This is a genomic window from Embleya sp. NPDC127516, from assembly GCF_044765325.1.
Classification (GTDB): Bacteria; Actinomycetota; Actinomycetes; order Streptomycetales; family Streptomycetaceae; genus Embleya.
Window position 1 is genome coordinate 75,435 of record NZ_JBIWJT010000024.1, and the last position, 14,258, is coordinate 89,692.

The 14,258-nt window shown below is 71.3% G+C and carries 13 protein-coding genes; 2 read left to right on the plus strand and 11 right to left on the minus strand.

The window, feature by feature from the left end; translation table 11 throughout:
* Window positions 1–631: 631 nt before the first annotated feature.
* The 8 genes from ACIRL2_RS36080 to ACIRL2_RS36115 all read right to left on the minus strand — a co-directional run bounded on the left by ACIRL2_RS36080 (window position 632) and on the right by ACIRL2_RS36115 (window position 9,419).
* Entirely contained in the window at window positions 632–946 is a 315-nt protein-coding gene (locus ACIRL2_RS36080; RefSeq protein ID WP_395860812.1) for a chaplin, read from the minus strand.
* 488 nt (window positions 947–1,434) lie between these two features.
* A complete protein-coding gene (locus tag ACIRL2_RS36085; RefSeq protein WP_402237959.1) occupies window positions 1,435–2,688 on the minus strand; it encodes a Gfo/Idh/MocA family protein in 1,254 nt (417 codons plus the stop codon).
* A 4-nt stretch (window positions 2,689–2,692) separates the two neighbouring features.
* The gene (locus tag ACIRL2_RS36090) at window positions 2,693–4,003 is read right to left on the minus strand and encodes an alpha-glucosidase/alpha-galactosidase (protein ID WP_402237961.1); all 1,311 of its coding nucleotides are present in this window, start codon (window positions 4,001–4,003) and stop codon (window positions 2,693–2,695) included.
* Window positions 4,003–4,959: a carbohydrate kinase family protein gene (locus ACIRL2_RS36095; RefSeq protein ID WP_395860808.1), complete on the minus strand. Its 957-nt coding sequence runs from the start codon at window positions 4,957–4,959 to the stop codon at window positions 4,003–4,005. The genes ACIRL2_RS36090 and ACIRL2_RS36095 overlap by 1 nt, the downstream gene beginning before the upstream one ends.
* 103 nt (window positions 4,960–5,062) lie before the next feature.
* Window positions 5,063–5,947, minus strand: coding sequence for a carbohydrate ABC transporter permease (locus ACIRL2_RS36100; RefSeq protein ID WP_395860989.1), 885 nt, complete (start codon window positions 5,945–5,947; stop codon window positions 5,063–5,065).
* Between the two features lie 2 nt (window positions 5,948–5,949).
* A complete protein-coding gene (locus ACIRL2_RS36105; protein WP_395860806.1) occupies window positions 5,950–6,903 on the minus strand; it encodes a carbohydrate ABC transporter permease in 954 nt (317 codons plus the stop codon).
* A gap of 9 nt (window positions 6,904–6,912) precedes the next feature.
* Window positions 6,913–8,181 (minus strand): extracellular solute-binding protein, encoded by a 1,269-nt coding sequence (locus ACIRL2_RS36110; RefSeq protein WP_395860987.1) that lies wholly within the window; start codon window positions 8,179–8,181, stop codon window positions 6,913–6,915.
* Window positions 8,182–8,552: 371 nt separating this feature from the next.
* On the minus strand, window positions 8,553–9,419 hold the full coding sequence (locus ACIRL2_RS36115; RefSeq protein WP_402238045.1) for an endo alpha-1,4 polygalactosaminidase: 867 nt from the start codon (window positions 9,417–9,419) through the stop codon (window positions 8,553–8,555).
* Between the two features lie 289 nt (window positions 9,420–9,708).
* On the opposite strand from ACIRL2_RS36115, the gene ACIRL2_RS36120 reads away from it, so the two are divergent.
* A complete protein-coding gene (locus tag ACIRL2_RS36120) occupies window positions 9,709–10,467 on the plus strand; it encodes a DeoR/GlpR family DNA-binding transcription regulator (protein ID WP_402237965.1) in 759 nt (252 codons plus the stop codon).
* A gap of 226 nt (window positions 10,468–10,693) precedes the next feature.
* Here ACIRL2_RS36120 and ACIRL2_RS36125 read toward each other — a convergent pair whose 3' ends face one another.
* On the minus strand, window positions 10,694–11,650 hold the full coding sequence (locus tag ACIRL2_RS36125; RefSeq protein WP_395860800.1) for a polysaccharide deacetylase family protein: 957 nt from the start codon (window positions 11,648–11,650) through the stop codon (window positions 10,694–10,696).
* 296 nt (window positions 11,651–11,946) lie between these two features.
* On the opposite strand from ACIRL2_RS36125, the gene ACIRL2_RS36130 reads away from it, so the two are divergent.
* Entirely contained in the window at window positions 11,947–13,398 is a 1,452-nt protein-coding gene (locus ACIRL2_RS36130; protein ID WP_395860798.1) for an aminopeptidase P family protein, read from the plus strand.
* Between the two features lie 75 nt (window positions 13,399–13,473).
* Here the strand turns inward: ACIRL2_RS36130 and ACIRL2_RS36135 are convergent, their stop codons facing one another.
* Together ACIRL2_RS36135 and ACIRL2_RS36140 are read right to left on the minus strand one after the other, a co-directional pair.
* The gene (locus ACIRL2_RS36135) at window positions 13,474–13,986 is read right to left on the minus strand and encodes a Clp protease N-terminal domain-containing protein (protein WP_402237968.1); all 513 of its coding nucleotides are present in this window, start codon (window positions 13,984–13,986) and stop codon (window positions 13,474–13,476) included.
* A gap of 28 nt (window positions 13,987–14,014) precedes the next feature.
* Window positions 14,015–14,239, minus strand: a complete 225-nt coding sequence (locus ACIRL2_RS36140) for a helix-turn-helix domain-containing protein (protein ID WP_331770379.1) — start codon at window positions 14,237–14,239, stop codon at window positions 14,015–14,017.
* Between the last annotated feature and the right edge of the window lie 19 nt (window positions 14,240–14,258).

Below are 14,258 nucleotides of genomic sequence, written 5' to 3' on the forward strand. Positions count from 1 at the left end.
TTCCGGATAGAATAATAGAGGTGATCTCGGTTGCACTGTCAACCACTGTGGCGGGAACGCTTGTTCGCCCGATCGGCGCGGGAGGAATCGGCGCGACGGTCGGGGAGCGCGCAAGGCGTGCGGTGCGGTGCGAGCCCGGGCGGCGGTGTGCCGGCCGAAGCGGAAGTCCGGTTGAACCGGGCGAAGCGGCGTGGCGGGCCGGCTGAAGCGGCGGGCGTCGCCGGTCACCCGTGACCGCGGCGAGGGCGTGCACGTTCGCATCGCGCGGAGGGCCACGCCGGGGTACCGGGCGGGACGGGCCGGACTCGCGCGGATCGGGCGCCTTCGACGGGCGCTCTCCGGCGCCCGGTTGCCACACCCGGGCAACGGGGCGAGACGTGCCGGCCGTACTCCGAGCCGTGGCCGGTACGGCGGATGGTGGGACCGTGCGAGACGCGCGGAGCGGTAGCTCTCGCGGGCGGCGGGACGGCTACGGCCTCGGTCTCGCGCGGTCGATGACGGACTCGCACTCGGGGCCGATCCGGCCCGATCGTCGTTCGCTTCGAAACGGCGGTCGGGGCTCCGCAGACGCACTCGCGGAGCCCCGAAACACCCGGTCGGGGAGGAGGTGCCGAGACCGGGGGATGGTGGGTCAGCCGTGGTGGCCGTCGCCGACCAGGCTCCCGGTGTGGTTGCCGGCCGCGAAGTCGTCGTGCTCGTCCTCACCGTCGACGTTGAGGCAGACGTTTCCGAACGTCGGGTTGAAGGCGGCGAGGCCGTTGACCGTGTTCCCGCAAATGTTGATCGGGATGTGGAGCGGGACCTGCAGGTTGTTGCCGGACAACACGCCGGGGGAGTTCACGGCGGCGCCGTCGGCCTCGGCGGCGGCGCTCGCGCCACCCGCGCCCGCCATGACCAGGGCGGCGGTGCCGGCGGCCAGCACGGTGGCCTTCTTGAACGAGTTCACTGGTGTCTCTCCGTATCGACGTTCACGGCGCCGGATGCGGCGCTCGTGCAATGCAACGAGGCGAATCGCTCCGGGCAACCGGTCGGTGTCGACATTCACCCGAACGCCGGTCGGCGACGGGCGCGGGGAGGGCGATGGCCACGACCTCGTGCTCGACGTTCGGGACCCGGCGGTGTCCGCCAATCACGAGCGTTTCCGGCTCACCGCCGGACCCGAGGGCGCGAGCTGCGCCGATCCGGGCTTCGGCCGATCTCGTGCCGGACGTCCGCGACCTGGCTGCGTGCCACCTGGGCGGCACCTCGATGGCCCGGCTCGTCGCGGCCGGGTTGGTGGTCGAGTCCACGCCGGGCGCGGCGGCCGTATTGGACCGGGCGCTGGGTACGGAACTGCTCCCGTTCGCCCACGAGGACTGCCGAGCGGAAGGCACCCGCGGTCCGCTCGGCCGGTGTCGATCGGCCGTGCGGACCGCGGGTGTGGCGACCACCTCGTCAGGAGGTCGCCGCGGCGCCCGAAGGCGGGCCGGGTGCGGTGCTCTGGTGCGCCGCGAAGTAGCGGACCAGGTCCGGGTCGAGCGGCGCCACCTCGGTACGCACGCCGCCCGCCCGCAACGAGGCGGTGGCGGCGACACCCGCCGCCACCGCCTGTCGCGCGGCGATCGGCGAGGTACGGGTGGGTCCGCCGTGGACCGCGAAGCGCAGGAACTCGGTGACCAGGGCCGGGTCCGCGCCGCCGTGCAGGCCGCCGCCGGGCACGTACTCACTGCGGTCGGCGTCGGCCCGGTAGCCGGAGCGGCGCAGGTTCCACAACTTGATCGACGGGTGGTCGTCCTCCAGGCCGTCGCCGAAGTTCTCCATCCGGCCCTCGTCGCCGATCACCGTGTAGTTGCGCCAGTAGTCCGGCGTGAAGTGGCACTGCTGATAGCTGGCCAGGACACCGTTGTCGAGTCGGGTGAGCATCAGGCTGATGTCCTCCACGTCCACGATCGGATTGAGCCCGGTCATCGCCGTCGGCGGCCACACCTGGGGGGCGAACCCGTCCCGCGCCCGGGCCTCCTCCTCGACCCGGGTCGCCGGATCCCGGCCGGCGGCGGCGAGCACGGGCTCGCGCCGGGGGTTGCCGCCGTACAGCGCCAGGTCGCCCATCGCGACCACGTCGTGCGCATAGCCGCCGGCCAACCAGTGGATCACGTCCAGGTCGTGCGCGCCCTTCTGGAGCAACAGGCCGGTGGTGCGGGCGCGTTCGGCGTGCCAGTCCTTGAAGTAGAAGTCGCCGCCGTGCCCGACGAAGTGCCGGCACCACACCGACCGGACCCGGCCGATCGCGCCCTCGTCGATCAACTCGCGCATCCGCCGCAACATCGGCAGGTGACGCAGGTTGTGCCCGACGTACAACCTGGTTCCGCTCTCGTGCGCGGCGCGCAGCAGGCGGTCGCAGTCGGGCACCGTGATGGCCAGTGGCTTCTCCACGAACACCGGCACCCCGGCGGTCAGGAAGGACAGCGCGGGCTCGACGTGTCGATCATCCGGGGTCAGCACGAAGACGGCGTCGAGACGGTCGTCGAGCATGCGTCGATGGTCGGTGTGCACGGCGACGTCCGGGCCGAACAGGGCGACGGCGTCGGCCCGGCCGCGCACGGCGGGGTCGGCGCAGGAGACCACCCGGGCCCGGCCCGGCCGGTTCGCCTCGACGGCCAGACCGGCGCGCTGTCCGACCCCGACCACGCCCACGCGTAGCTCGCTCATCGCGTCAGTGCCCCAGCGTGGCGCGCAGTGCCGGCTGGAGCAGGTCCCCGTGCGCGCGGGCCATGTCGTCGCACAGGTCCCAGATGCGCTCGACGGGCAACGCGGCGGCGGTGGCCGGGTCGGCCATCGCCGCGTGCCGGATATGCCGGGGGTCGTCCTCCAGCGCGGCGCGTACGACCAGGTCGTTCACGCTCAGGTAGGCGCGGTTGAGCGCTGCGCACTGCGCGGGCAGTGCCCCCACCCGGGTGGGCTGCACGCCCAACGCGTCCACCAGGCACGGTACTTCGACGATGCCGTCGGCGGGCAGGTTGTCGATCAACCCGTGGTTGGGCACATTGCCGTAGACGGTGCGCGGGGTCCCCGTGACGATGCTGTGGATGATCTGCGGCGCGTACTCCATCGTGGACTCCACCGGGACCGGGTCCCCCGCGGCCAGCGCGCGGCGGGTCTCCTCGTAGGCGGCCATGTTCTCGTCGACGATGCCGAGATAGGCGCCGACCGGCAGCCGGAGCCGGGCGATCTCACTGTCGTGGCCCAGGTACCAGGGCACGTACTCGCTGGAGTGCTCGCTGGTCTCGGTCGGGTAGTAGCCCAGCCGGCGATACATGTCCACCCGTACCCGGCGCCGCAGTTCGGCGTCCTCGGCGATGAGCGCGTCCAACTTCGGGTACAGGTCGGTGCCGTTGTGCTCGAAGCGCAGCACCCAGGCCTGGTGGTTGACGCCGGCGGCGCGGTAGTCGACCTCCTCGTAGGGGATCCCGACCAGTTCCGCCAGGCCCTGCATGGTCCAGTAGACCGAGTGGCACAGCCCCACCACCCGGGTCAGGCCGGTGGCCCGGGTGAGGTATCCCACGTTCATCGCCATCGGGTTGGTGTAGTTCAGCAACCACGCGTCCGGGCAGATCTCGGCGATGTCCTCGCCGAGGGCCCGCAACACCGGGAAGGTGCGCAGCGCGCGGAAGATGCCGCCGATGCCGAGCGTGTCGCCGATGGTCTGGCGCAGACCGTATTCGGCGGGCACCTCGAAGTCGGTCCGGGTGGCCGCACGCATGCCGACCTGGACGATATTGATCACGAAGTGGGCACCGGCGAGTGCCTCGCGGCGATCGATGTGCGTGCTGACCACCGGGTCCGCGCCGCGATCCTTCGCGATCAGGCGGGCCGCGCCCTGTGCGGTGGCCAGCCGCTCCGGGTCGATGTCGTGCAGCGCGATGTGCGCCTGCCGCAACTCCGGGAAGGCGAAGAGGTCGGCCAGCAACCCCTGGGTGAACACGACGCTGCCGGCGCCGACGAAGACGATCTTGGTGCGGGTCATCACTGGTTCTTTCGGTTGCGGGCGAGGGCTGCGACAGCCTCGTCCCAGGTGGGTTGGGCCGGCGTGCCGCCGTGCGCCCGGGTGGACAACGCGCCGCACGCGGCGGCGAGTTCGAGTGCTCGGCCGGGCGACTCGCCGGCGAGCAGGGCGGCGAGGTACCCGGCGTCGAAGCTGTCGCCGGCGCCGACCGTGTCCAGCGGTCGCGCCGGGATGCCCCGGGTGCGCAGTACGGTGCGACCGTCGTGCGCGAAGGCGCCCTCGCCGCCGTTCTTGACCACCACCAACGGGCCCCGGGCGGCCAGCCGTTCGGCCGCCGCCTCCGGGGTGCCGGTGGGCATCCGGGCCAGCGCCAGGGCCTCCTGCGCGTTGGGCAACAGGACGTCGACGGCGGGCAGTACGGCGGCCAGGCCGGTGGGATCCCAGCGCCCGGAGGGGTCGTCGTTGGTGTCCAGGGACGTGCCCGCGCCGTGTGCGCGGGCGGTGCGCAGCAGGTCGGGCAGTGCCTTCGCGAGTCCGGGCATCAGGAAGTAGGACGCCGCGTGCACGTGCCTGCTGCGGGTGAGCAACTCCTCGGGAACGTCCTCGGGTCCGGTGGCGTCCAGGGTGCCGGCCGCGGTGAGGATCGCGCGGTCGCCGTCGGCCCGGGTGAGCACCGTGGTCAGCGGCGTGCACAGGTTCGGGTCGACGCGCAGTGCCGCGGTGTCCACGCCCCGGTCGGTCAGGGCGGCGCGGACGAAGCGTCCGGCCTCGTCGTCGCCGACGCGGCCGGCGATCGCGACGCGCAGCCCGAGTCGGGCCGCTCCGCAGGCGGTGATCGCGGCGGAGCCGCCGAGGGTGAGCAGGCCGGTGGGGACGAGTTGTTCGCGTTGACCGAAGGCCAACGGCTCGTCGAGGGGACCGAGGACGACATCGGGATTGGCGTCACCGATGACGAGCAGGTCGAAGGTGTGCGGCATCGAACTTCCTGGGTGCGAATGATGCGGACGGCACGGACGGTGCGCGAGGTGGGGCGGGATGCCGGGGGTGTGTCCCCGGGAGGGTCGAACTCCCGGGACACCGCTAACCCTTGAGCCCGCTGGAGGTGATGGACTGGATGAACGCCTTCTGCGCGCCGAGGAAGGCCAGCAGCACCGGAAGCACGGTGATCACGTTGCCCGCCATGACGGCGGCCCACTGGGTGTGGTGCTGCCCCTGGAAAGTGGTCAGGCCCAGTTGCAGGGTGTACTGGGTGTCGTGGTTGATCGCGATCAACGGCCAGGTCAGGTCGTTCCAGGTGGTCAGGAAGGTGAGCACGGCGACGGTGCTCAGCGCGGGTCGGGACAGCGGCAGCACGATCAGGATCAGCACCCGCAGCCTGGAGCAGCCGTCGATCCAGGCGGCCTCCTCCAGTTCCCGGGGCAGGGACAGGAAGAACTGACGCAGCAGGAACACCGCGAACGGCGTCACCAGCGAGGGGATGATCAGCGCGCCCAGCGTGTCGATCAGCCCCAACCGCTTCATGATCAGGAACGTCGGGATCATGGTGAGCTGGAACGGGATCGCCATGGTGGCCAGCATCGCCACCATCAGCACCCGCGAACCGGCGAACCGCATCCGGGCGAACGCGTAGCCGCCCAACGCCCCGAACAGCAGGTTGGAGGCGACCGCGACCGCCGAGACGATCAGCGAATTCATGAACCAGCGCGGGAACATCGCGTTGCCCAGGACGTAGCGGTAGCCGCCGAGGTGAATTCCCGAGGGCCACAACGCGGGTGGGAACCGGTTGATCTCCGCGTTGGTCATCACCGAACTGAGCACGAGCCAGACCAACGGCAGCGCGAACAGCAGGGACAACGGTGCGAGCAGCAGATGCCAGGGGCTGAACGGCAACAACCGGCGCCGGCGCGGCTCCGGGCGCGACCGGTCCTGCGGGCGGGCCGCCTCGATCGCTGCGGCGGTGGTCACGGTCACTGGGCGGCCCCCTCGACGACGGCACCGGGCTTGCGAGCGCGCACGAACCGCGTGCCCAGCCCGATGACCAGCAGGGCCGCGGCGAGCACGTAGGCCGCCGCCGCGCCGTACCCGGCGGTGAAGTTCTTGAACGCCTGCTCCCAGATGAAGTAGACGATGACGGTGGTGGACCCCAACGGCCCGCCCTTGGTGGTCACATAGACCAGGTCGAAGACCTGGAGCGCGTTGATCGTCTGCCACAACAACAGGAAGACGGTGACCGGCGTGAGCGTCGGCATCACCACGTGACGCAGCAGTTGCCATCGCCCGGCGCCGTCGAGGCGAGCCGCCTCCAGCAATGACGGCGGCACGTCCTGGAGCGCCGCGAGATAGATCACCACGCAAAAGCCGGTGCCGCTCCACACCGAGATCGCCACCAGGACGAGCAACGCCTGACCGGGGTCGGTGAGGAATCCCTGCCGACCGATGCCCAGCGCGTGCAGAATCGAGTTGGCCGCGCCGAACTCCGGATCCAGGATGAAGGAGAACAACACGCCCTGAGCCGTGGCCGAGATGACGAACGGCACGAAGATGAGCGTGCGGTACAGCCCGACCAGGCGGATCCTGCGGTTCAACACCAGGGCCAGGAACAGCCCGAAGGCCATGCTCAGCGGCACGTACAACGCGGTGTACAGCAGGGTGTTGCGGACGGCTTGGCCGAAGTGCGGGTCCTGGGTCAGCGCGTCGTAGTTGTCCAGGCCGACCCATCGGCTGGGCGTCACCAGGTCGTCGGCCCGGAAGGACAGCAGCAGCGACCACACGAAGGGCAACACGCTCAGGCCCAGGATGACCACGACGGCCGGAAGGATGTACGCCCAGGCGGTCGCCGATTCGCGCCGGCGTCTGCGGCGCAGGGTGCGGCGTTGTCGATCGTGGTCCGACAGCGTGAGTGGAGCGGGCAGTGATGACATGGGGGCTCCTCAACGCGGTATGACGAGGGCGGCCTTGGCCGCGGCGGCGCAGCGGTTCAACGCCCGGGTCGGACTGCTCTTGCCGAGCAGCACGGAGACGATGGCCTCGCCGAGCGCCATCGAGATCTGCGGATAGGCCGGATGCACCGGGCGCACGCGCGCGGTCTCCAGGGCGTGGGTGAACACCTCCAGGCCGTTGGTCTCGGCGGCGTGCGCGCGCCACTCGGGCTTGGCCTCGCAGGCTCGGCCCAGCGGCAGGCTGCCGACCGTCAGGGCCCATTCGATGTCCTGGTCGGGCTGCGCCAGCCAGGACACGAATGTGCGGGCGGCGCGTACCCGGGCGCTGCCGTTGTCGAAGACCGTCCAGGTGTCCGGACCGCAGATGGTCATCGGCCGGCCGCTGTAGGTCGGCAGCGGCACCACGTGGTAGTCGATCTCCGCCTGGGTGATGTCCGGGATCTGCCACGGGCCGGTCAGCACCATGCCCATCCGCCCGGACGCGAAGACCTGGTACATCTGCTCGCTGCCGGGCTTGGGGTCGATGTAGACGCTCTTGGCCCGCGCGAGTGCCTCCACGGTCTCCAGCGCGCGCACCCCGACGTCCTTGAAGCCGATGGTGCGGCCGTCCTCGGCGACCACGTCGCCGCCCAGGTCCCACACCATCGGCCACAGCCGCCACACGGTATCCTCGTCGCCCACCCCCGGCCAGCCGGTGCCGAAGACGCCGCGCTGCGCGTCGGTCAGCCGCTGTGCCGTGGCCAGGAAGTCCGTCCAGGTCCAACCCGCCTGTGGCAGCGGGATCCCGGCCTCTTCGAAGAGCCGCTTGTTGCAGATCACGGCCAACGCGTCGAGCACGGCGGGCGAGGCCCGTACCCTGCCGTTGATCGTGACGGCCTGCCGGGACGGATCCCAGTAGTCCTCCCATGGCGTGGGGGCCGCGTGCACCGTCTCGCTCAGGTCGACCACCTTCGGGCTGCGGGCGACGCCGGCCAGGTCGGATCCGAAGATGTAGGCGATGTCCGGGTAGGAGCCGGACGCGAGCGCGGCGGTGATCTTCTGGAGCATCGCGTCGGACAGGACACCGCCGCCGAGGTCGACTCGGATCGCCGACTGCACCCGGTGGAACTTCTCCACCAGGGCCTCGATGCCCTCGCGGCCGGTGTCGGTCTGTCCGTGCCACATCTCGATCGTGACGCGCCCGTCGGCACCCACGCCGTCGTCGGTGCCGCCGCACGCGGACAGCGTCGCGGCGACCGCGACACCGGCGCCGGCGCGCAGCACGTCGCGACGGGAGAGACCGGCGGGATGCTGTCGGCCGAAAACCACTGGACCTCCAGGGAGACTTCGAACGCGCGGGCGGGGCCGGGTGCGCGAGGGCGCACCGAGCCGGGGATCCGCCACACACGCCGGGACGGGGACGGGCGGAGGAAGGGCCACACACAGGCGATCACCGGGCGCGAGTGGGCGGGCCCGGGGACGACGCGCGGGGGGCGTGCGCGTCCCCGGGCCCGTCGCGGGGGCACGGGTCGGCGGGCGAAGTGGCGGGGAGGGACACACCGGGCGCGACACGGGCCGCGCACGCGGCCCGGTGCCGGATGCCGACGGACCGGATCCCGACGGGCCCGGGCACCGGGCCGCGCGAAGGGGGATCAGCAGGTCTTGCGCACGTACTTGCTGTCGCCGATCGGGCTGACGCCGACGTCGCGGCGGACCACGCTGAGCTTGTTGCCCCACTTCGAGCAGGCGTTGGACAAGCCCTTGGCGGTGTACTCGATCACGATCACGTTGTTGCCGAAGTACTTAGTGTAGTCATCGCATTCGTTCCACTCGCCGCACTCCTCGGCGACGGCGAAGTCGAGCCCGAGGGCGGTGCGATCCGCGGCCAACTCGGAGGTGTTCTTCTGCGCGATCGCCAGGCCGCGCCGGTGCGCGTGGGCGGAGAGCAGGGCGATGTAGTCCTTGGCGTTCCGGTCGGTGAGCAGGTCCTCGGAGCGGGTGTAGCTGTCGTAGTTGTCCGGCTCGACGGCCTGGAAGCCCTTGTTCGCGCACTCGTCGATCTGCGCGTTGATCTTCGCGGCGATGTCGGTGCGTTTGGCGGCGGTGCGCAGGTCGAGCAGGGCTTCCTTCCACACGCCGTCGTAGACGATCGAGCCGTCGGCCCGCCGCAACAGCAGGTCCGCGCGCCAGTCGCCTTCGGCGTTCGGCTGGGCCTGGAAGGCGTTGACGTAACAGATGTTGTAGAGCCCGGGCGCGGGAGCGGCGCCGTGATCGCGGGTGACCACCTTGACTCCGGCGGGCGGCGTGTAGGCGCCGCCGATCTGGTAGTCGAAGTTCGCGTGTGTCGGGGGCACCGTGACGGCGCCGGCCTTCGCGTTCGTGCTGCTGCCGGTGTCCGCGCCCGCTTCGGTACTCGCGTTGGCGGACGTCGAGAGGAACAGGGTGCCCGCGAGCGCCGCGCTGGTCGCCGTCATCGCGGCGACGCGTCGGGCCGATCCACGCGAGAGGAAGGTGTTCATCATCGAACTCCAGATGCGGAGGATACGTCCCCGCCTCGGATGTCCACGGGCATCCTGGCGACTTTGTCCGGGCTTGCGGCTTAGCGCCGCCTACCGGCTGGGCGTACCTTTGACGCCGATTGCGCTGCTCTCGGCGTCGCAGCAGTAAATCGAGCAACATTCGTCATGTCAAGGGATTGTCTTTGCGCAGGACGCGCACGGGAGTTGCCGCGCGGGTGGCAGAATTCCGCCGGTCGGCTATCGATCGGGAAACCGTGACTGCGCGAATGCGCACGGATATGCTGCGCATATGCTGAGAACCGAGCGTCACGCGCGCATCCTCGAACATGTCAGTGCGATGGGAAGCGTGAGCGTCGAGGAACTGTCCGAAATATTGGCGGTCTCGGGAGCCACGGTGCGGCGCGACCTCCAGCACCTGGACGCGATGAGTCTGCTGCGCCGCACCCACGGCGGGGCGTCCGTGGGCAACATCGGCCTCGAGACGCCCATGCAGTACCGCAGCGAGCGCCGGCGGCCGGAGAAGGTGGCGATCGCCCAGGCCGCAGCCGCGCTGGTGCCGCCGAAGGCGGTGGTCGGCCTGACCGGGGGTTCCACCGCCACGGAGATCGCCCGGATCCTGGCCGAGCGCGGACCCGTCACCATCGTCACCAACGCGGTGAACATCGCCGCGGAGATGGTCCTGCACAAGGACGTCACCCTCGTCGTGATCGGTGGCACCGCGCGCAACGAGAGCTACGAACTGGTCGGTCCGATCGCTGAGAAGACGCTCGCCGACTACTTCACCGACGTGACCTTCCTGGGCGTGGACGGCATCAGCGCCGCGCACGGCTGCACCACCCACGACCAGTTGGAGGCGGCCACCGACCGCGCCTTCACCGAGCGCAGCCAACGCACCATCGTGGTGGCGGACAGTTCGAAGATCGGGAAGGTGACGCTGGCCAGGATCTGCCCGCTCGCCCGGATCGGCCACCTGGTCACCGACAGCGACGCCCCGGAGGAGGAACTGGCGCGGATCGCCGAGGCGGGGGTCGCGGTCACGGTGGTGTGATCGGGGGTGTGACCCGGGCCCGCGCGACGGCACCGGCCGCGATCGTCCCGGTCACTTTCGCGCCGCTCGCTTCGGCGCCCCTCGCTTTCGCCCGGCTTGCTTCGGCGCCGCTCACCCTCGCCCCGCCCACGGTCGCGCCGGAGACGGCCCGGCGCCGGCCCGGGAGCGTGGCATGGCGGCGGTCAGCCGGCGTACGGCCGACACGGGCGGGTCTGTGCAACGGGCGTCACAGGTAGTCGTCCAGTCGGGCCAGGGCGAAGCCCTCTCGGGTGACCATGTCGATCACCCGGCGCAACATATCGGTCATATCGCCCTTCCACTCCTTGGGGCCGCGGAAGTGGGTCAGGATGATGTCGCCCGGCTTGAACACGTGGTCGTAGCGATACTCCATCCGGTCCGGGAACGCCTCCTGGTTCCACAGCGGGAAGGCGACGATCCCGCACGATCGCGCGGCGTGCAGGGTGTCCTCGTCGAACTCGCCGTAGGGCGGCCGGAACAGCCTGGGGGTGCTGCCGATCTCCCGGGTCAACTCGTCCTGTTGGCGGCAGATCTCGTTGCGCTGGCCCTGGTAGCCCAGCGTGCGCAGATCCGGATGGTTCACGGTGTGGTTGTTCACCGCCACGCCCTGCTCGTGCAGTCCGCGGAAGTAGCCGTAGTCCGAGCGCGCCAGGTACCCGCTGACGAACGCGCTGAAGGGCACCCGCAGTTCGCGCGTCATCCGGGCGAAGTCCGGATCCTTCTCCGCGCCGTCGTCGATGGTGAGGAAGACGACCCGGTCCTGGGTGGGCACCCGGTGCACCACCGCGGGCAGGTCGCCGTGCAGCACGACGCCGGGCCCGGACCGCAGCGCCGGGCGAGTGGCCGGCGGCGCGGGAGCGGCGATCGGGACGGAGGCCAGGCCCCACTTCTTCGCGGCGGCGGTCACCGCGGCGCGCTCCCGGCGGGTGGTGGCCTCGTCCGGCAGTGCGGCCCGCGCGGCCTGCCCCGGCGCCTCGGGCGCCGCCTTGTCCGGCGGCTCGCGGTCCGGAGCGACCCGGTCGAGTGCCACCGGTCGCGGTACCGCCGGACCCGCCTTGTCCACCCGCGCGGAGTCGGTGTCCGCGCACGCCGACGCGGCGAGGCAGGCACACAGGCCCAGCGCGAGGGTCCAGCGCGGGAGAACTCGACGAACACGGGACGTCACCACATCAACACAGCCCATAGCGGCGTTCGATGCCCCATTTTGTCCTAATTTTAACCAGAACGTATTTTCGAGTCCGGCTCGCGGGTCGTCCCGGTCGCACGGGTCACCCGAACGCAGGAAGTGCCGGCCGCCCGGAGGAGCCGACTCGAACGAGTGTGCACCACCCCCGGCTCCCGCCTGCGTCGACGCACCGGGACGCCGTGCCCGCCCTCGAACACCGGTCGGGAAGAATGGGCGCGTACGCACGGCGTACGCATGATCGAAACGCAACCGGGAGTCGAGCCGAGGAGGCAGGCGTGGATGCCGAGAACGGGCAGTCCGCAGAGCAGGCGCAGCCGATCAAGCAGCGCAAGAACGGCCTGTACCGGGACGTCTCGGAGGAACTGGCCGCGAACATGCGCGCCGGTTGGGCGGACACCGGGCGCGAGGATCTCGCGCCGATCGAACAGGCACCCCACACCGCCCGGCGCCGGGCCGCGCTGTCGGTCCGGTTCCCGGGCGAACGCCTGGTGATTCCCGCGGGCAACCTCAAGACCCGCTCCAACGACACCGAATACCCCTTCCGGGCGTCGAGCGAGTACGCCTACCTGACCGGCGACCTGACCCAGGACGGCGTGCTGGTCCTGGAACCGGTCGCCGACGGCCACGACGCGGTGCTGTACCTGCTGCCCCGGTCCGACCGCGAGAACGGCGAGTTCTGGCTGGACGGCCAGGGCGAGCTGTGGGTCGGCCGGCGGCCCGGTCTGACCGAGGGCGAGGCGCTGTACGGGCTGCCCTGTCGGGACGTGCGTGCGGCCGCGACCGAGGTGGCGCGGGCGGGCGCCGACGTGCGGATCGTGCGCGGGCACGACGCGGGGCTGGAGAGCGCCCTGGGCGAGCGGCTCGACGCCGAGCGGGACGAGGAACTGCGTGTCTTCCTGGCCGAGCAGCGGCTGGTCAAGGACGAGTTCGAGATCCGCCAGCTCCAGGCCGCGGTGGACTCGACCGTACGCGGCTTCGAGGACGTGGTGCGGGTGCTGGATCGGGCCGAGGCGACCAGCGAGCGCTACCTCGAGGGCACGTTCTTCCTGCGCGCCCGGGTCGAGGGCAACGACGTCGGTTACGGCTCGATCTGCGCGGCCGGACCGCACGCGACCACGCTGCACTGGGTGCGCAACGACGGGGCCGTGCGCTCGGGCGACCTGCTTCTCCTGGACGCGGGCGTCGAGACGCACACGCTGTACACCGCGGACGTGACCCGGACGCTGCCGATCGCGGGCCGCTTCACCGAGTTGCAGCGGCGGATCTACGACGCGGTGCTCGCCGCGCAGGAGGCGGGCATCGCCGCGGTGCGCCCCGGCGCCAAGTACCGCGAGTTCCACGACGAGGCGCAGCGCGTGCTCGCCGAGCACCTGGTCGCCTGGGGCATCGTCGAGGGGCCGGTGGAGCGTGTGCTCGAACTCGGCCTGCAACGCCGGTGGACCCTGCACGGCACGGGCCACATGCTCGGCCTGGACGTGCACGACTGCGCGGTGGCGCGGACCGAGTCGTACGTGGACGGCGCGCTGGAGCCGGGGATGTGCCTGACGGTGGAGCCCGGGTTGTACTTCCAGGCCGACGACCTGACGGTCCCCCAGGAGTATCGCGGCATCGGGGTGCGGATCGAGGACGACATCCTGGTCACCGAGGACGGCAACCGGAACCTGTCGGCCGCGCTGCCGCGCGGCGCGGACGAGATCGAGTCGTGGATGGCGCGACTGCGCGCCTGACGCACCCGCCGGCGCCGGCGGCTGCCGCCCCCGTCCCGGTGACGGCGGCCTCCGGCGCCGGCGGGTCGCCGGTCGTCACCGACCGGTGGGGTTCTCGTTCCGGACGGCCGCGTGCGCCGCCGCGATCAGGGTCGGGCGATCGATCTCCAGATTGCGCAACACGCGGGCGGCCGTGCCGTGTTCGAGCTCGGCGACGGCGATCAGGACGTGCGCCGTGCGCAGTTTCCCGGGCCGCTCGGACTTGGCGATGGCGACGGCCCGTTGGAACACCTCGTTCGCGCTGCCGGAGGCGCGGTACGGTCCGCGCGGGGCGGGCGCGGGGGAGACGGCGGGGATCGAGTCGGTGTCGATGCCGACCGAACGCAGCGCCGCGGCATGGGATTCGGCCAGCACGCGGCGGACGTCCTCGACGGTGACGCCGGACGCGGCCAGGGCCGTGCGGGCGGAGTCGTCGGGGAGCGCGAGGGCGGCCAGGAGCAGGTGTTCGGGGCCGGGGGTGTCCTCGCCGAGCGCGCGGGCCTGCTCCTCGGCGCCGGTGAGGAGGCGCTTCATCGCGCCCATGTCGTGTATCGCGGCTCGAATGCCCATGGTGGATCTCCTTGCCGGTCCGGTGGATCTACCGGTCCTGTGGTGGCGTTCGTCGGGAGGGTGACAGGCGTTTGTGGGCGGCCTGGGCGCTCATGCCCAGGGCCTGACCGATGTGGTTCCAGGTCCAGCCCTGGGCGAGTGCGTGGTCCACCGCGGCTCGCTCCAGTGACGCGGCGAGGCCGCGCAGTGCGACCACGGCCGCGAACGCGTCCTCGGGATGCTCGGGCGAGGGGACGTCTTTGGCGTCGATCACGCATCAACTTTAGTTGATG